This is a genomic window from Neomoorella carbonis (assembly GCF_045278715.1).
GTDB classification, from domain to species: domain Bacteria; phylum Bacillota; class DSM-521; order Neomoorellales; family Neomoorellaceae; genus Neomoorella; species Neomoorella carbonis.
Map to the genome: position 1 here is coordinate 1,131,928 of NZ_CP136420.1, position 17,404 is coordinate 1,149,331.

Below are 17,404 nucleotides of genomic sequence, written 5' to 3' on the forward strand. Positions count from 1 at the left end.
GTGTTGTTATTTTATGTCGCCTCGGACCAGACCTGCGCCCTGGGGGCCGCCATGTTCGGCGCCGTTGCTGCCGGATTATACCCGGCGGTGGAGGCGGCCCAGGAAAAGATGGGCTGCGGCTTCGCCAAAACGTACACCCCTGACCCTGAAAATGCCGCCAGGTACCGCGAGCTGTATAAGGACTACCTGGCCCTGGGCCGGGTGCTGGAGGGAGTTTTACGGCAATTGTAGTTGGAAAAGTTTCTAGTTAAATCTGGCTTATTAAATGCTTGAATTTGCATTTCGAGCCGCATTTTCTCAATGTGATGTAATATTTTTGTATTATCCACTTATATCACCTCCTGTTACATACATGTTGCCTAAAAGGGCGGGGGGGAAACGCAACTTCTCGCGAACACTCAGTTAAAAATATAACCGCAGGGAGAATGGCTCACTCACGGCGAAATCTTACCGGGGGATGTGTAAAAGCCACCTAGAATATGATAAAATATGTTTAAAAAGTATATTGCTGTTAGCTTATTAATAAATACTACCCAAGGGGTATAAAAGTATAAAGGATGAGGCTCTATGTACCCCAATAATAAGGCGCGACCCAGCGACGCCCAGGACAGGGTAATTAAAGTCCTCTTTAGAGATACAGGTGAAGCCGTGCTGCGCCGGTTCCTTAACCTGGATGTACGCTTACAGACCAAATTGCCCACCGAGCATATCAAAGTAAAGGCCATAGCCAGGAAGCTTTCTGATCTGGTCTTTTTAGCTACTATTCAAGGGAAAAAAGCTTGTGTACATATTGAAATCCAGAATACCATAGACCGAAATATGTATCGAAGGATGTTAGAGTATGGCCTGGCAATAATGGAAGAACATGATTTACCTATCTTCCAAATGCTTATTTACTCCGGGCGCAGGAAAGCCCGTTTTCGCAATTATATCAACCATGATTTTGGCATATATCGCTGGCTATATCACTTTCCCGTTCTTGATTTAGGCAGTTTATCGCGCCAGGAGTTATTAGCGTTGGGAGAACCAGACTTACTGCCCCTTTTACCCCTGTGTGAAAGGGAAAGACGCCGAAGATCTCCCGAAGGTTTTATACGTGAATGTCTGGAGATGTTGCTTGAACAATTGTGTTTCCAAAATTTGTCGCCGGAAGACAAGAGCACCTTCCTTTTACGCATGCAAATTTTAGCCGGTTCTGTAACTGATCCTTCCTGGGCGAAAAAAATATTCGATGAGGTGATGCAAATGTTTTCTCTGGAAGAGAACTGGGTGTATAAACAAATAATAGAAAAGGGCATAGAAAAAGGCATAGAAAAAGGCATGGAAAAAGGCATAGAAAAAGGAGAAATTGATACAATCAGGTCGAATATCAAAAAGATATTAAGGCTGCGTTTTGGCACTTTACCCTCTGAGGTAACATCCGAACTGGAGAGAGAAACTGCCAAACAAAAGCTAGATTACCTGCTGGAAAGGGCCGTCCTGGCTGCCAGCATGGAAGAGTTTAAGAGTGCTCTGTTTTCCGCTTAGACCTATAGATATTTTATTTTTCCCTTGCAGCCTCCCGCAACCTGTGCTATACTATTTCCAGGTTATTTTCAGGCGACATTACTTGTTGCTTTACTAGAAAAGAGTGGGTTCCTGCCCACTCTTTTATGTTGAAAACCCGGGAGGCTACTCTTTTGAGCAAACTGACGGAATTAATCCAGAGCCTGGTGGAACCGGTGCTAACCGAGATGGGCTACGAACTAGTCGACCTGCAGTACGGCCGGGAAGGAGGGCGTTATATTCTGCGGCTGTTTATCGACCGGCCGGAAGGTATCGGCCTGGATGACTGTGAAAAGGTCAGCCGTGCCGTCGGTGACATCCTGGACCAGGAGGACCCAATTCCCAACAGTTATTACCTGGAAGTATCGTCGCCGGGCCTGGAGCGCCCTTTAAAAAAAGAAACCGATTTTCAGCGTTTTGCCGGGCGAAAAATAAAATTGCGTACCTTTGCCCCCATTGAAGGTCAGCGTCATTTTCAGGGGCGGCTTCTGGGTTGCCGGGAGGGGCAGGTGCAGGTGCAGCTCGATGACGGCCGTCGGCTGGCCGTCACCCTGGACCAGGTAGCGACTGCCAGGCTGGTGTTTGACCTGGCGGAGGATGAGGAGGCCTAAGGATGAATATCGAATTTATCCAAGCATTACATGACCTGGAAAAGGAAAAGGGTATTAAGGTCGACATCCTGCTGGAAGCCATCGAGGCAGCCTTAATATCAGCTTATAAGAAAAATTTTGGGTCGGCCCACAATGTCCGGGTGGAAATCCAGCGCGATACAGGTGAGATTAAAGTCCTGGCCCAGCGCCAGGTGGTCGAAGAAGTAAGCGATCCCCGGACGGAGATTTCCCTGGCGGAAGCCAGGGCTATAAACAGCAATTATGAGATCGGCGATGTGGTAGAAAAGGAGGTAACGCCGCGGGATTTTGGGCGCATCGCTGCCCAGACGGCCAAGCAGGTAGTCGTCCAGCGTATCCGTGAAGCCGAGCGGAACTTAATTTATGATGAGTTTATTGGCCGGGAGAACGATATCGTTACCGGGGTCGTCCAGCGCCAGGAAGGCAAAAATGTTATCCTGGACCTGGGCCGGGCGGAGGCCATCCTCCTGCCAAGCGAGCAAAGCCCCGGTGAGGTTTACCGCCAGGGAGAACGATTCAAGGCTTACATCCTGGAAGTACGCAAGACCAACAAAGGGCCGCAAATCCTGGTGTCCCGGACCCATCCCGGACTGATTAAAAGGCTTTTTGAACTGGAAGTGCCGGAAATCCATGACGGGATTGTCGAAATTAAGGGGGTGGCCCGGGAGGCCGGTGCCCGCTCCAAAATTGCCGTCCATTCCCGGGATGAAAAGGTGGACCCCGTGGGCGCCTGCGTGGGGCCCAAAGGCTCCCGGGTGCAGGCCGTGGTCCAGGAACTCCGGGGCGAAAAAGTCGATATTATTAAATGGAGCGATGACCCGGCTGTCTTTGTGGCCAACTCCTTGAGTCCGGCCAGGGTTCTGGACGTTACCGTGGATGAAGAAAATAAGGTCAGCCAGGTAATCGTCCCCGACAACCAGCTGTCCCTGGCCATTGGCAAAGAAGGCCAGAATGCCCGCCTGGCGGCAAGGATAACAGGCTGGAAAATCGATATTAAAAGTGAATCCGAAGCTGGTGACTGGGATACCTGGGATAACGACCTGGAACTTGAAGGCGGGATAGAGGAGGAGTAAGCTTGCCCAAGCCCAGGAAAATACCCGTGCGCATGTGTGTCGGTTGCCGGGCTCGTGATGATAAACGTAATTTGCTGCGCGTTGTCCGTACACCGGCGCAAGAGGTGGTCCTTGACCCTACCGGGAAACGTGCCGGGAGAGGGGCTTATATCTGCCCCAGGGTGGAATGCCTGCGCAAAGCCCTTAAAAGCCGGGCCCTGGAGCGGGCCCTGGGTATTAGCTTAACCCCGGAGGTCATGGCTGACCTCGAAGCCAGCCTTACCCGGGGCAACGGCCATGAATGAAGTTTATAACCTCCTCGGCCTGGCTTGCCGGGCGGGCAAGGTAGCCTGGGGATACCAGGCAGTGATGGCGGCTATCAAGAGGCGAAAGGTTTTTCTCTTATTGCTGGCGGTTGACAGCAGCCCCCGGCTGAAGGACAAACTGCTGGCAACCTGCCGGGAGTCCGGCATTGAAGGAATTGTTTATGGTGATAAAGTTGCCATAGGAGCAGCGCTAGGTAAACCTCCATGTGCCGTCGTCGGCGTTACTGATGCAAATCTGGCCAGGTTAATCCGGCAACATGTACGGGAGGTTGGTGCATGAGAATATGGGGGTGGTTTAATGGCCAAAACACGCGTCTACGAATTAGCCAAGGAATTACGGGTTTCTAACAAGGATCTAATGGACACCATGGCTCAACTGGGCATCTATACCCGTTCCCATATGAGTGTCCTGGAAAACGGGGAAGTAATAAAGATTCGCAACCATTACCGGCAGATGTGGCGGGCAGCCAGGGCGGCCAGGCTGAAGCAGCAGCAGGCAGCGGCGGCGCCGCCGCCGGAAACTCCCGCCCTTCCCCAGTCGGCTGTTGCGAAGGGGGCAGCGGCTGCGCAGGCCCAGCAGGCTGAGAAAACGGCTGCGGCCGGGCAGTCCCGGCAGGAGGCTGTGAAGGCCGCAATTGCCGCGCCCGCCGAGGGCGCCGGGCAGGCGGCCGCCGGCACCCAGCTGAACCAGGGTGCCGAGAAGGCAGGCGCCGGCCAGTCCCAGCAGGCTGCCGGGAAGGCGCCCGGGGTGCCGCCGGCCGGAGCAGAAGTTAAAACCCGGCCGGAAAAAGAACAGCAGCCGGCTGGAGGAGAAGCTGCCCCAGCGGCAGTGCAACCGGAACGGCCCCGGGAAAATGAAGGTAAGGAACGTTCCGGCCGGGAGGAGACCGGCAGCCAGCAACCCGGGAAACAACCGGGACGGGCTAAAAAGCGGCAGGATCAAGGGCAGGCCCGCCGGCGCGAAAACAAAGGCCAGGAGCAGGAAGGCCGCCGGGGCCAGGAACGGGAGGATCGGCCGGCCAGGGTTGACCAGCAGGTACAGGTACCAGCCCAGGTGGCTGCCCCGCGCCCGGCAGGTAAAGGCGCCGGCAGGCCGGCTCGAAATAAACAGCTGCGTATACCGAAACCGCCGGAGACAGTTGCCAAGGAGGCGCCGGAAAAACGGCGGGAACGTACGGGCAAGCCGTCTGCCAAACAGGCCGAGAACGGCCGCAGCCGCAAGCTGGTGGAGCTGGAACAGCAGCGGGAAGAGCGCCTGCTGCGGCGGGATAAAGATAAGAATAAGGCTAAAGCCGCCCAGCAGGAAGCGCCCAAGGTCGTCCGCCGGATAACCCTGACGGGCAGCATTACCGTCCAGGAACTGGCAAAAAGGCTCGGCAAAACGGCGGCTGAAGTTATCAAGTTTTTAATGGGCCAGGGTATAATGGCCACCATCAACCAGGAACTGGATATAGATACGGCCGCCATTGTCGCCCAGGAAATGGGGGCCATTGTTGAGGTTAAAGAGGAGAAACCCCTTACCGTCCTGGAAGACCTGCCCGATGACCCGGAAAGCTTGCAAGAACGGCCGCCGGTAGTAACCGTTATGGGCCATGTCGATCACGGCAAAACCTCTTTGCTGGATGCCATCCGGCGCACCAATGTTACGGCTACCGAGGCCGGCGGTATCACCCAGCATATCGGTGCCTACCAGGTAAAGGTTAAAAACCGGAAGATTACTTTCCTGGATACCCCCGGCCATGAGGCCTTTACGGCCATGCGCGCCAGGGGAGCCCAGGCCACGGATATTGCCATCCTGGTGGTGGCTGCCGACGATGGCGTCATGCCCCAGACGGTGGAGGCCATTAACCATGCCAAAGCTGCCGGCGTACCCATTGTGGTGGCCATTAACAAAATAGATCGTCCCGACGCCAACCCGGACCGGGTCAAGCAGCAGCTCACGGAGTACGGCCTGGTGCCGGAGGAGTGGGGCGGCGATACCATCATGGTACCCGTCTCAGCCCTTAAAAAAGAGGGCCTCAATGAATTGCTGGAAATGACTTTACTCACGGCCGATATGATGGAGCTCAAGGCCAATCCCAATCGCCCGGCCCGGGGGATTGTCATTGAAGCCAAGCTGGATAAAGGCCGCGGCCCGGTGGCTACCATGCTGGTCCAGAAAGGGACCCTTAAAGTCGGCGACAACCTGGTAGCCGGGGCGGTTTACGGCCGGGTGAGGGCCCTCTTTGACGACAAAGGCGAGCGGGTAAAGAGCGCCGAGCCTTCCATGCCGGTGGAAGTCCTGGGCCTTTCTGAGCTGCCCCAGGCCGGCGACATTTTCCAGGTTGTGGAAGATGAAAAGCTGGCCCGCCAGATTGCCGCCCTGCGCCAGGAAGAACGCCGCCAGGAAGAATTTAAGGCGGCCAGCAAGACCTCCCTTGATGACCTGTTTAAGCAGATGGAAGCCGGCGAGGTCAAAGAGCTCAACCTGGTGGTCAAAGGCGACGTGCAGGGTTCGGTGGAAGCCCTGCGTACAGCCCTGGAGCAGCTGTCTACCAGCGAAGTCAAAGTAAGCATCATCCATGGCGGGGTCGGTGCCATTACCGAAACCGACGTCATGCTGGCCGCAGCTTCCAAAGCCATCATCATCGGGTTTAACGTTCGCCCGGACGCCAACGCCCGCAGGGCTGCGGAAGAAGCAGGGGTAGAAATCCGCCTCTACCGGGTGATCTATGAGGTAATCGACGAGGTCAAGGCCGCCATGACCGGTCTCCTGGAGCCCGAGAAACGGGAAGTGGTCCTGGGCCGCGCCGAGGTACGGGCGACCTTTAAAGTGCCGAAGGTGGGCACGGTGGCCGGCTGCTTTGTCACCGAAGGCAAGATCCAGAACCGGGCCCTGGCCCGGGTGATCCGGGACGGAGTAGTGGCCTTTGAAGGCCGCATTGAATCCCTGAAGCGTTTTAAAGATGACGTCCGGGAAGTGGCCCAGGGTTATGAGTGCGGCATCGGCCTGGAAAAATTTAACGATATTAAGGTCGGCGACGTTATCGAAGCCTATGTTATAGAAGAGGTAAAACGGGAACTGTAGGAGGCGATGGCCGTGGCGCTGCGGGTTGAGCGGGTTGCCGAACAGATGAAAAAAGAAATTGCCCAGATTTTGCGGGATGAATTGAAGGACCCCCGCCTGGAAGCCGGCCTGGTTACAGTTACAGGAGTAGAGCTTTCCAACGATCTCCACTATGCCAAGGTATACGTCAGCATCTACGGGGATGAAGCCCAAAAGAGTGAGGTTATGGAAGGCCTGGCCAGGGCAACCAGCTTTGTGCGGCGGGAAATCGGCCGGCGCCTGAAACTGCGTTATACGCCGGAAATTACCTTTAAATTTGACGCTTCCATCGAGCACGGCGATCATATCAACAGGTTGCTGGCGCGCGTCAAGGCAGAGGAGCAGGGACATGACGGCCGTTGAAAGTATAGCTGCCGCCCTGGCCGCGGCCCGGGATGTAGCCGTTGTCTCCCATATAATCCCGGACGGGGATTGCCTGGGTTCCACCCTGGCCCTGACCCTGGCCCTGCGGCAGCGGGGGGCGCGGGTCGTGGCCGTTAACACCGACCCGGTACCGGAGATGTTCCAGTTTTTGCCCGGCCAGGAAACCATTGTCCCGCCGGAAAAGGTAGAAGAGATACCCCCGCTCCTGGTAATGGTCGACAGTACCGACATGGAGCGGGCCGGAGCAGGCTTCAGCCGGTGGCGGGAAAAAACCCGGATGGTAATTAACATCGATCACCATGTCAGCAATACCCGTTTCGGGCACCTGAACCTGGTGGACAGCCGGGCGGCAGCAACGGCCGAGCTAATCTATGCCGTCCTGGAGAGAATACCGGCAACCATTACCCCGGCGATAGCCACCTGCCTTTATACCGCCCTGGCTACCGACACCGGCTCTTTCCAGTATGAAAACTGTACGGCTACGACCATGCGCCTGGCGGCAAGGCTCATGGAGCTGGGGGCGGATCTGTCCCTGATCAGGGAATATCTCTGGGAGAGGAAGCCCCTGGCCAGCATCCGGCTGCTGGCGGCGGTTTTACCCACCCTGACCCTGGCCTGTGAGGGCAGGATAGCCTGGCTGACGGTATCCAGGGCCGCGTTAGAGGCCGCCGGTGCCCGGCCGGAACACGCCGAGGGACTGGTAAATTACCCGCGCAGCATTGCCGGCGTTGAGGTAGGCCTGCTCTTCCGGGAACTGCCTGACGGCCAGGTCAAGGTCAGCTTGCGCTCAAAAAAAATCGTCGACGTTAACGCGGTAGCGGCCCGCTTTGGCGGCGGCGGCCACCGCCGCGCTGCCGGCTGCACCGTTAAAGGCGATCTTGAAGACGTCGTAGCCATGATTGTTGCGGCAGCAGGTGAGGAACTTTAATGGCAGCAGGTTTTATTAACGTTCTGAAGCCTCCCGGCCTTACCTCCCACGATGTCGTCCAGGACCTGCGCCGCCTTTTAAAGGAACAGAGGATCGGCCACGGCGGCACCCTGGATCCCATGGCCGCCGGGGTGCTGCCGGTAGCTGTAGGCAGAGCCACCCGTTTGCTGGAATATATCCAGGCCGGTGGCAAGGCCTACCGGGCAGAGTTTATCCTGGGACTCAAAACTGATACCCAGGATCTCGGCGGCCGCGTCCTGGCCAGGCCGGGGTGCCCGGGCTTAAAGCTGGAAGAGCTTCAGGCAGCGGCCCGGCGTTTTACCGGTACCATCAGCCAGGTACCTCCCATGGTTTCGGCGGTTCATTACCAGGGACGGCGCCTCTATGAACTGGCCCGGGAGGGGCAGGAAGTGGAAAGGCCGGCCCGCCGGGTCAACATCGAGAATTTCCAGGTGCTCAAAGGGTGGCCGGACGGGCCGTTCTTCCGGGTGATGGCGGATATTACCTGTTCCAAAGGCACCTATATCCGCACCCTGGGAGCCGACTGGGGCGATTACCTGGGCTGCGGGGCCACCCTGGCCTTTTTGCTGCGCACCGGCGCCGGCAGTTTTAAACTGGAGGAGGCCTGGACCCTGGAAGAAATAAAAATGCAGGTGGCCGGCGGCGGCCGGGACTTCCTCCTGCCGCCGGCAGCCGGCATTGCCCACCTGCCGGCAGTTGCCGTCAAGGAGAAGGCCATCAAAGCAGTGGCCAACGGCGCTGCCATCGACCCGGCCGACTGCGCCCTGGTGCCGGCGCTCCGGCCGGGGAGCCTGGTCCGCCTGGAAACCCCCGAAGGGGTTCTCCTGGCCGTGGCCAGGGTGGTGCCCAAAGGTGAAGGACATTGTTTAAAACCCGAGAAGGTTTGGCAGTAAAGGAGTAAAGCGATGCAGGTACGGCAGGGAATGCCAGAAGGGGAAACAGCCAGAGGTTGTTACCTGGCCCTTGGGAACTTCGACGGCGTCCATCGGGGCCACCAGCAGCTCATCGGCAGTGTTGTTCAAAAGGCCAGGAAGGCCGGGAAACCGGCAGTAGTTATTACCTTTTCCCCCCATCCCGCGCAGGTACTTGATAATGATCCGCCGGGCCTTTTAACCACCACGGCCAGAAAGGAAAAATTGATAGCCGCCCTGGGAGTCGACTTTTTGTTCATCCTGCCCTTCAACCGGGAACTGGCCCAGCTTCCCCCGGAAACCTTTGTGCAGGATATTCTCTGGCCCCATTTTCAACCGCGCCTGGTGGCCGTGGGCTTTAATTTCACCTTCGGCCACCGGGGCGCGGGCACGCCGGCTTTACTGCACCGGCTGGGAGAAGAGCTGGGTTTTAAGGTCGAAGTAATGGCCCCGGTAACCTACGCAGGGTTGACCGTCAGCAGTACCGCCATTCGCAACGCCCTCGACCGGGGCGAAATTCAGCTCGCCAGGAATCTCCTGGGCTACTGGCCGGTCCTGGCCGGTACCGTCGTTGGCGGCGACCGGCGCGGGCGTGAACTCGGTTTTCCAACTGCCAACCTGGCCGTACCGCCGGAAGTCAAGCTGCCGGCATGGGGCGTTTACGCCTGCCTGGCCCGCTTCCAGGACCAGGTGCGCCAGGCGGTGGTCAATATCGGCCGCCGTCCCACCTTTGGAACGGACCTGCCGGCAACGATTGAAGCCCATCTGCTGGACTTTGAGGGCGACCTCTACGGCCGGGAATTGGAGCTCGAGCTGCGCGCATATTTACGCCCGGAACGCCAATTTGCCGCTCCCCGGGAATTGGTAGCCCAGATGCAGGAAGATTGTGCCAGGGCGCGCGCGTTTTTACACGACCGGCAGGCGTAACCACCAGCAGGGCCATGGCGTAAAATATACTGCGGCGAATCCAGAAATTTACCGTGGCCAGATTGGGGCTGGGAATGATGAGGGTAGTGATTACGGCCCACGCCAGGAAACGCCTGCAGGACTTACGCCAGGAACAGATTAATGAGCATGATATCCGGGCAGCAGCCAGAAGCATCCCCGGTTATATACCTACGGCCACCCGTTTCCGGGGGTTTTTGGCTGCTTCCGGGCGAACCTTCGACCTGGTGGTAAAAGATGTGCTGGCCGGGCGTTTGGTGATCACCATTATTGGCAAGTAACGTGCGGATAAAGGCATAGTTGCGTTTAGAGCCAGGTAGGCCTATAATATAATTAATGAACCCGAGGCGAGGATTAGCGAAGCTCCGACGCTTTTCTTGGCCCGCTGGGGATTTTGAAGGAAAAGGAGGTGACGCTGATGGCCCTGGATCCAGCCAAAAAAAGGGAAATCATCGCCCGCTACCGGCAGCATGAAAATGATACCGGCTCACCGGAAGTCCAGATAGCCATCCTGACGGAACGCATCAACCACTTGACGGAACACCTGAAGGTGCACCACAAGGACCATCACTCACGCCGGGGTTTACTGAAAATGGTCGGTCAGCGCCGCGGTTTACTTAACTATCTGCGGGACAACGACATTGAACGTTACCGGCAAATTGTTGATGCCCTGGGTTTGAGGCGGTAAATTTTTTGGGAGCGGTCGGGCCGCTCCCTTTTTTGATGAGTTTTTCACAGTATTTAGGGCGACATTGGAAGGAAATACTATAACAAATGTCGAATAGATTAAAGTTTATTAATGGCATATTTTAAGGAGGCTACTTAAAACTAATGCAAGGGGTATTGCGGAAAACCCTCACCATTGCCGGCCGGGATTTAATCCTGGAGACCGGCCGGCTGGCACGCCAGGCCGGTGGTGCCGTCCTGGTAACTTACGGCGGTACCATGGTTCTGGTGACGGCCACAGCCGCAGCGGAACCGCGGGAAGGAATCGATTTTTTCCCACTGACGGTTGATTACGAAGAAAGGCTTTATGCTGCCGGCAAAATCCCGGGCGGTTTCATTAAACGGGAAGGCCGCCCCAGCGAAAAGGCCATCCTCTCGGCCCGGCTGATCGACCGGCCCATCCGGCCGTTATTTCCCAAGTATTACCGTAACGACGTCCACATCGTCGCTACAGTTCTATCGGTAGATCAAGATTGCCCGCCCAACGTGGCCGGCATCATCGGCGCTTCGGCCGCCCTGACCATCTCGGCCATACCCTTTGCGGGGCCCATAGGGGCGGTAGGGGTAGGTTTAATCGACAACAAGCCGGTTATCAACCCAACCCTGGCTGAAGACGAAAAAAGTTCTTTAAACCTGGTAGTAGCCGGTACGGATACGGCCATTATGATGGTCGAAGCAGGGGCCAAAGAGGTACCCGAGGACCTGATGCTGGAATGCATCATGCAGGCCCATGAAGAGATTAAACGGATTGTCGCTTTTATCAATGATTTCCGCGCTGAAGCTTTAGCGATGGGCCTGGCCAAAGAAAAGCAGGAAGTGGTTGAACCCCGCCTGGATCCTGAACTGGAAAGCCAGGTGCGGGAGATTGCCACCCCGCGCCTGCAGGAAGCCATCTACTCCAGCCGCGATGAAAAGCTCGTCAAGCAGGAAAGGGAAAAGCGGCTGGAAGCCTGCCGGGAAGAGATCAAGAACCTGGTGCTGGCCGGTAAAGAAGAGATGCTGGCGGAGCACCCGGAAATACCCCAGTTAGTCAATGATTTAATTACCAAAATAGAAAAGGAAATTGTCCGGAAAATGATCCTTACCGAAGGCGTCAGGATCGACGGCCGCGCCCTGGATGAAATCCGGCCCATTACCTGTGAAGTAGGGGTGTTGAGCCGCACCCACGGCTCGGGCCTCTTTACCCGGGGCGAAACCCAGGTATTAACGGTAACCACCCTGGGCCCCATCAGCGATGAGCAGATCCTCGACGACCTGGGGGTCGACGAGTCCAAGCGCTACATGCACCATTATAACTTCCCTCCCTACAGTGTCGGGGAGGCACGGCCCATCCGTGCTCCCGGCCGCCGGGAAATCGGCCATGGCGCCCTGGCGGAACGGGCCCTGGAACCCATGATCCCCCCAGAGGAAGAATTCCCTTATGCCATCCGCCTGGTTTCCGAAGTCCTGAGTTCCAACGGCTCCACTTCCATGGGCAGCGTCTGCGGCAGTACCCTGGCCCTCATGGACGCCGGTGTACCCATTAAGGCGCCGGTGGCCGGGGTGGCCATGGGCCTGGTCAAGGAAGGGGACCAGGTGGCCGTATTGACGGACATCCAGGGCATTGAGGATGCCCTAGGGGATATGGATTTTAAAGTTGCCGGTACCAAAAACGGCATTACGGCCCTGCAGATGGATATAAAAATCCCGGGCATAGATCGGGCCATTTTAGAACGGGCCCTGGAACAGGCGCGCAAGGGACGCCTGTTCATCCTGGATAAGATCCTGGCCACCATCCCGGCGCCGCGGCCGGAGCTGTCCCCCTACGCCCCCCGGATGCTGACCATGACCATCGATCCCGATAAAATCCGCGATATCATCGGCCCGGGCGGCAAGATTATCAAAAAGATCATTGAAGAAACCGGTGTGGAGATTGATGTCGAAGACGACGGCCGCATCTTTATCGCCTCCACCGATGCCGCCAAAGGGAAGCGGGCGGTGGAGATTATCCAGGCCCTGACCCAGGAAGTGGAAACGGGTAAGGTATATAACGGCAAGGTGACCAGGATAACCGACTTTGGCGCCTTTGTGGAAGTCATACCCGGGGTTCTGGGCATGCCCGGCAAAGAGGGCCTGGTGCATATCTCCCAGCTGGCCAACGAGCGGGTGGAAAAGGTGGAAGACGTGGTCCAGGAGGGCGACTATATCCTGGTCAAGGCCATCGGCTTTGATTCCCAGGGGCGGCTTAAACTGTCCCGTAAAGAAGCCTTGCCGCAGGCACTACCTGAAGGAGGCGGGCGCCATTTGCGCCGGCAGGGCCGGGAAGGCGGCGGCCGCGTCTTAAACAGCCGGCGGCCGCGCTAGCTGCCGCGTCTGATTAAGGCGTGAAGGGCATATACATTGATCAGTACTCAATAAAAGGTGGTGCGGTCAATGTATGTGCTCTACTACCGGCGGCAGTGGCTGCGGCGGTTAGGAATTTTAGCAGCCGCGGGGTTGTTGCTGGTCCTTGGTTTTACTGCCTGGTACTGGCTGGCGGGAAGGGCGGTGCCGGCCATGAAGACCCAGCCCATTTACCAGGGGGATCCGGGCCGCAAGGCCGTGGCCCTGACCTTTACCATAGACTGGGGCGAAGAATACCTGCCGGCCATTTTGCAGGCCCTGCAGCAGGCCGGAGCGCGGGCCACCTTTTTTCCCACCGGCCAGTGGGCCGAACGGCACCCGGACCTGGTGCGGGAGATGCTGGCCGGCGGCCATGAGATAGGCAACCACGGCCAGAGCCATCCCCATCCCGATAATTTAAGCCGGGAAGAGAACCGCCGCGACATCCAGGCAGGGGAAGCGACCCTGATGGCCATTACCGGCAAGAAGCCGGTCCTCTATTCCCCCCCTTACGGGGAGAGCAAACCCCAGGTAGTGGCGGCGGCCGGCGACCTGGGTTATAAATTTATCATGTGGACCATCAATACCGGCGACTACCTGCCCAATACCAGACCGGAGGATATCCTGGCATCGGTAATCCCCAAATGCCAGAACGGCGCCATCGTCCTGCTGCACCCGACCGAACCGGCCAGCAAAGCCCTGCCGGAGCTTCTAAAACAACTAAAAGAACGGGGTTATGCCCTGGTAACGGTTTCCGAGCTCCTTTAAAAGAAGGTGCCCCTTTTTTATAAGGCCGGCCTTCCCTGGATATAATAACCCCTGTTTAATAAAAATTTTCCGGGGGAGTGAAGGCCTGTTGCGAAGGCTTGCCTGCGGGCTGCTTTTAATCATAGGCTGCTTGTTCTGGTCCGGGACGGCAGAGGCTGCCGGTGAACCTTTCCTCACGGCTCCGGCAGCTGTTTTAATGGAAGCCAGTACCGGCCAGGTCCTGTATGAGCACGGCGCCAGGGAAGAGCGGCCGCCGGCCAGTACGACGAAAATCATGACCGCCATCCTGGCCCTGGAGCTGGGCCGGCTGGATGCCCCCGTCAAGGTAAGCAGCTATGCCGCCGCCACACCCGGGGCCAGTATCTATTTGACCACGGGAGAAACAGTGACCCTGGGCGACCTGGTTAAAGGGGCCCTGCTCAATTCCGGCAATGACGCCACCGTGGCCATTGCCGAAAGCCTGGCCGGTACGGAAGCGGATTTTGCCTGGCTCATGAACCGTAAAGCCCGGCAGGTGGGGGCTTTTCACACCCATTTTAACAATCCCCACGGCTTGACCGATCCGGCCCATTACACCACCGCCTACGACCTGGCCCTCATGGCCCGCTACGCCCTGGGCAACCCCGTCTTTCGCCGGCTGGTAGCGACGCAAGAAGACCAGATCCCGGCGCCGGACGGCGTGCGCTATCTCTACAATACCAACCGCCTGCTGGGCTCCTATCCCGGCGCCGACGGAGTAAAGACAGGCACCACCGACGCCGCCGGTCAGTGTCTGGTCGCCTCGGCTACCAGGGAGGGACGCCAGCTCATTGCCGTCGTCCTGGGCAGTTCCGACCGCTATGCCGACGCCCGCGCCCTTCTGGATTATGGCTTTAGCGGCTTTTATAACGAAACAGCCAGGGCCGGGGAAGCAGTCGGCCAGGTGTATGTCAAAAACGGGGAAGCGACTGCCGTCCCTGCAGCGCCGCTGATGACGGCCGGTTTTACCGTGCCCGTGGACCAGGCGGCTTTCCTGGAAAAACGCGTGCTCCTGCCGGCTGCTGTCAAAGCTCCCATCAGCAAAGGCCAGGAACTGGGACAGGTAAAAATCCTGTTCCAGGGCCGGGAGGTTGCCAGCTCTACCCTGGTGGCCACCCGGGATGTGGCTGCCCTGCCCTGGTGGTCAAGGTTCAAGAAATAAAGCAGAAAAAGTTAGGGGGAAGGGGATGTACCAAAAAAATATCCTGGATAACGGCATCCGGGTGGTAAGTGAAGAGGTTCCCTTTGCCAATTCCATAGCCCTGGGGGTATGGGTGCGTACCGGTTCCCGCGATGAAGACGAAACCAACCAGGGCGTTTCCCATTTTCTGGAGCACCTGTTGTTTAAGGGGACAACCAGGCGGACGGCCCGGCAGATAGCCGAGGAACTGGAAGCAGTCGGGGGCATAATCAACGCCTTTACAACCAAGGAATACACCTGCTTTTACACCCGGGTGCTGGCCGAGCACCTGGACCTGGCCGTTGACGTTTTGAGCGACATGCTGTTTAATTCCCTCCTGGCCGTCGAGGACATTGAAAAAGAGAAAAAGGTCATCCTGGAAGAAATCAAGATGTACGAGGATTCCCCCGACGAACTGGTTCACGACCTTTTCGCCCAGACCATCTGGCCCGGGCATCCCCTGGGCCGGGCCATCCTTGGCACTTATGAAACGGTAGCCAATTTAAACCGGGACATCATTTACCGCTACTACAAGGAACAGTACAACAGCGCCAACATTGTCCTGGCCGCAGCCGGGAAATTTAACACCGCTGAACTGGTCGCCAAACTGCAGACGGCCTTCGGACTTAAATCCTGCCCCGGCAAGCAGGGGGAATACTTGCCCCCCAAAAGCCGGCCCAGGGTCAGCATAAATATTAAAGACACGGAGCAGGTGCAGATCTGCCTGGGGGTGCCGGGTCTGCCCCAGGATGATGCAGCCATTTATGCCCTCCAGGCCCTGAACAATATCCTGGGCGGGGGCCTGAGTTCCCGCCTCTTCCAGCTTATCCGCGAAGAACAGGCCCTGGCCTATTCCGTCTACTCTTACCATGCCGGTTTCAGCGACAGCGGCCTGCTGACCGTTTACGCCGGTACCAGCCCGGACAATTACCGCCAGGTAGTAGCCTTGATTTTGGAAGAAATCGCCTCCTTAAAAAACAAAGGGGTAACGGCCCAGGAATTGACGCGAACCAAGGAGCAGATCCGCGGTAATTTGCTCCTCGCTCAAGAAAACGTCAACCACCGCATGAGCCGACTGGGCAAGACGGAACTCACCTTTGGCCGGGTAATTACGGCGGAAGAAGTAATCGAGCGGTTGAACGAGGTAACTGAAGACGACGTCCAGGCCATCGCCAGGCGCCTCTTCCGGCCGGAATACTTATCCCTCACCACCCTGGGGCCGGAAGTCGAACCCCTGGACCTGGCCGAGTGCGCCCGCCGGGCCGGGATATAGGAGGATTACCGGATGGATCGTTTAGAACATATCTTTGCGCTGCAGGAGCGCTTCGACCAGGACCTGGCCCGGCGGCGCAGGCTGCCGGATTACAGCACGGCGGAGTGGATCCAGAAGGAAGTCCTGGCCATGGTCGCCGAGCTGGGGGAACTCCTGGAGGAAGTAAACTTCAAGTGGTGGAAAAACCCCCATCCTTTAGACCGCGAAGCCATCAAAGGCGAACTCGTCGACATCCTCCACTTTCTCGTCAGCATGTGCCTGAAAGCCGGCATTACGGCAGAGGAATTTTACCAGGCTTATCTGGCCAAAAATCAGGAGAACTTTCGCCGGCAGCAGGGACTGACGGACCGCCGGGAATATGCCGCCGCCCCGGAGGACAAGGAAGCATAAAGCAAATATCTCCCTTCATATGTTTTAGCGAAGGGAGATGAAATCCATGCTGACGATCTTTTTTTCCGGCCTCCTGCTGCTGCTTTTTATCCTGGCCCTCCGGGCCAAGGTCGCCTTTTACCGCAGCAGCAGCGTGGAAGCGGCAGCCAGCCCCTTTTCCCGGGCCCTGGCCGAACTGGTGGCCCTTGCCGGGGGTATCTACCTCTCCCTCGTGCTCCTGGTCAGCTTTTTAAAGATCAGCCTGCCGGAAACGATAGCCATCGGGGGCCTGCTGGTCGATCCCCTGGCGGTTGCCGCCCTGGTAATAGCCCTTGTCCAACCCCTGGTGCTGGGTCTCTGGCCGTGGCTGAAGGGGCGGTAGATTATGCGCCTGTCGGAACTCATGGGCAAGGAGATAATTAACCTTTACGACGGCTCCCGCCTGGGACATATCGGCGATGCCGACCTGGTCCTGGACATGGCCGAGGGGACCATCGCGGCCATCGTCCTCCCGCTCAAGGGAGGCTGGCTGCCTTTCTTTGGCGGCCGCCAGGAGCTGGTGATCCCCTGGGAAGCCGTCCACAAGGTCGGCACCGAAGTAGTGGTCGTCAGCCTGGATCCCACCTACAGCCGCCGGCGCGATAAAGATTGACAGGACTTTTCCCTGATGGTATCATAAGATAAACAAAGCTATAAACTCATCTCGTGTGCAGTGGGGTAGAGGTGCAGCGGGCAAGAGTACTGCCGGTGAGGCGGGCACCGGTGAGCCGGCAGGAAAGGGTACGCTGCCGAAGGGAGATGGCAGGCCCGGGCCATCTTCCTGGGCCGGCCGCTGAATAAGGGTCGGACTGTCACCATATCCTGGTGGAGCGCTACTCGCACG

The 17,404-nt window shown here is 57.6% G+C and carries 20 protein-coding genes and 1 riboswitch; all 20 genes read left to right on the forward strand.

What is annotated here, in order from left to right; all coding sequences use genetic code 11:
• The gene (locus MCACP_RS05845) at nucleotides 1-231 is read left to right on the forward strand and encodes a hypothetical protein (protein ID WP_406678415.1); all 231 of its coding nucleotides are present in this window, start codon (nucleotides 1-3) and stop codon (nucleotides 229-231) included.
• 462 nt (nucleotides 232-693) lie between these two features.
• Nucleotides 694-1,527, forward strand: a complete 834-nt coding sequence (locus MCACP_RS05850) for a hypothetical protein (protein ID WP_406678416.1) — start codon at nucleotides 694-696, stop codon at nucleotides 1,525-1,527.
• A 152-nt stretch (nucleotides 1,528-1,679) separates the two neighbouring features.
• On the forward strand, nucleotides 1,680-2,156 hold the full coding sequence (gene rimP, locus MCACP_RS05855) for a ribosome maturation factor RimP (RefSeq protein WP_406678417.1): 477 nt from the start codon (nucleotides 1,680-1,682) through the stop codon (nucleotides 2,154-2,156).
• Between the two features lie 2 nt (nucleotides 2,157-2,158).
• Nucleotides 2,159-3,247 (forward strand): transcription termination factor NusA, encoded by a 1,089-nt coding sequence (nusA, locus tag MCACP_RS05860; protein WP_406678418.1) that lies wholly within the window; start codon nucleotides 2,159-2,161, stop codon nucleotides 3,245-3,247.
• 2 nt (nucleotides 3,248-3,249) lie between these two features.
• Nucleotides 3,250-3,531: an RNase P modulator RnpM gene (gene rnpM, locus MCACP_RS05865; RefSeq protein WP_406678419.1), complete on the forward strand. Its 282-nt coding sequence runs from the start codon at nucleotides 3,250-3,252 to the stop codon at nucleotides 3,529-3,531.
• Nucleotides 3,524-3,832 (forward strand): L7Ae/L30e/S12e/Gadd45 family ribosomal protein, encoded by a 309-nt coding sequence (locus MCACP_RS05870; RefSeq protein ID WP_406678420.1) that lies wholly within the window; start codon nucleotides 3,524-3,526, stop codon nucleotides 3,830-3,832. Before rnpM ends, MCACP_RS05870 begins: the two co-directional genes overlap by 8 nt.
• Before the next feature lie 18 nt (nucleotides 3,833-3,850).
• Nucleotides 3,851-6,619, forward strand: a complete 2,769-nt coding sequence (gene infB / locus MCACP_RS05875; RefSeq protein ID WP_406678421.1) for a translation initiation factor IF-2 — start codon at nucleotides 3,851-3,853, stop codon at nucleotides 6,617-6,619.
• A gap of 6 nt (nucleotides 6,620-6,625) precedes the next feature.
• Nucleotides 6,626-7,000, forward strand: coding sequence for a 30S ribosome-binding factor RbfA (gene rbfA / locus MCACP_RS05880; protein ID WP_406678422.1), 375 nt, complete (start codon nucleotides 6,626-6,628; stop codon nucleotides 6,998-7,000).
• Nucleotides 6,987-7,949, forward strand: coding sequence for a DHH family phosphoesterase (locus tag MCACP_RS05885; RefSeq protein WP_406678423.1), 963 nt, complete (start codon nucleotides 6,987-6,989; stop codon nucleotides 7,947-7,949). Before rbfA ends, MCACP_RS05885 begins: the two co-directional genes overlap by 14 nt.
• Nucleotides 7,949-8,863 carry a tRNA pseudouridine(55) synthase TruB gene (gene truB / locus MCACP_RS05890; RefSeq protein WP_406678424.1) on the forward strand — a complete coding sequence of 305 codons (915 nt, stop codon included), beginning with the start codon at nucleotides 7,949-7,951 and terminating at the stop codon, nucleotides 8,861-8,863. Before MCACP_RS05885 ends, truB begins: the two co-directional genes overlap by 1 nt.
• Nucleotides 8,864-8,875: 12 nt before the next feature.
• Nucleotides 8,876-9,808: a bifunctional riboflavin kinase/FAD synthetase gene (locus tag MCACP_RS05895; RefSeq protein WP_406678425.1), complete on the forward strand. Its 933-nt coding sequence runs from the start codon at nucleotides 8,876-8,878 to the stop codon at nucleotides 9,806-9,808.
• A gap of 77 nt (nucleotides 9,809-9,885) precedes the next feature.
• Entirely contained in the window at nucleotides 9,886-10,107 is a 222-nt protein-coding gene (locus MCACP_RS05900) for a hypothetical protein (protein ID WP_406678693.1), read from the forward strand.
• Nucleotides 10,108-10,244: 137 nt separating this feature from the next.
• Nucleotides 10,245-10,514: a 30S ribosomal protein S15 gene (gene rpsO / locus MCACP_RS05905; RefSeq protein ID WP_054936069.1), complete on the forward strand. Its 270-nt coding sequence runs from the start codon at nucleotides 10,245-10,247 to the stop codon at nucleotides 10,512-10,514.
• Between the two features lie 143 nt (nucleotides 10,515-10,657).
• Entirely contained in the window at nucleotides 10,658-12,895 is a 2,238-nt protein-coding gene (pnp, locus tag MCACP_RS05910) for a polyribonucleotide nucleotidyltransferase (protein WP_406678426.1), read from the forward strand.
• Between the two features lie 69 nt (nucleotides 12,896-12,964).
• Nucleotides 12,965-13,681 carry a polysaccharide deacetylase family protein gene (locus MCACP_RS05915; protein ID WP_406678427.1) on the forward strand — a complete coding sequence of 239 codons (717 nt, stop codon included), beginning with the start codon at nucleotides 12,965-12,967 and terminating at the stop codon, nucleotides 13,679-13,681.
• 88 nt (nucleotides 13,682-13,769) lie between these two features.
• Nucleotides 13,770-14,861: a D-alanyl-D-alanine carboxypeptidase family protein gene (locus MCACP_RS05920; RefSeq protein ID WP_406678428.1), complete on the forward strand. Its 1,092-nt coding sequence runs from the start codon at nucleotides 13,770-13,772 to the stop codon at nucleotides 14,859-14,861.
• Between the two features lie 25 nt (nucleotides 14,862-14,886).
• Nucleotides 14,887-16,152, forward strand: coding sequence for a M16 family metallopeptidase (locus tag MCACP_RS05925; RefSeq protein ID WP_406678429.1), 1,266 nt, complete (start codon nucleotides 14,887-14,889; stop codon nucleotides 16,150-16,152).
• 12 nt (nucleotides 16,153-16,164) lie between these two features.
• Complete coding sequence (locus tag MCACP_RS05930; protein WP_406678430.1) at nucleotides 16,165-16,542, forward strand: dUTPase; 378 nt, start codon at nucleotides 16,165-16,167, stop codon at nucleotides 16,540-16,542.
• A gap of 46 nt (nucleotides 16,543-16,588) precedes the next feature.
• Nucleotides 16,589-16,903 carry a hypothetical protein gene (locus tag MCACP_RS05935; protein ID WP_406678431.1) on the forward strand — a complete coding sequence of 105 codons (315 nt, stop codon included), beginning with the start codon at nucleotides 16,589-16,591 and terminating at the stop codon, nucleotides 16,901-16,903.
• A 3-nt stretch (nucleotides 16,904-16,906) separates the two neighbouring features.
• Nucleotides 16,907-17,173 (forward strand): YlmC/YmxH family sporulation protein, encoded by a 267-nt coding sequence (locus MCACP_RS05940; protein WP_406678432.1) that lies wholly within the window; start codon nucleotides 16,907-16,909, stop codon nucleotides 17,171-17,173.
• A 58-nt stretch (nucleotides 17,174-17,231) separates the two neighbouring features.
• Nucleotides 17,232-17,404: riboswitch (Lysine riboswitch) on the forward strand.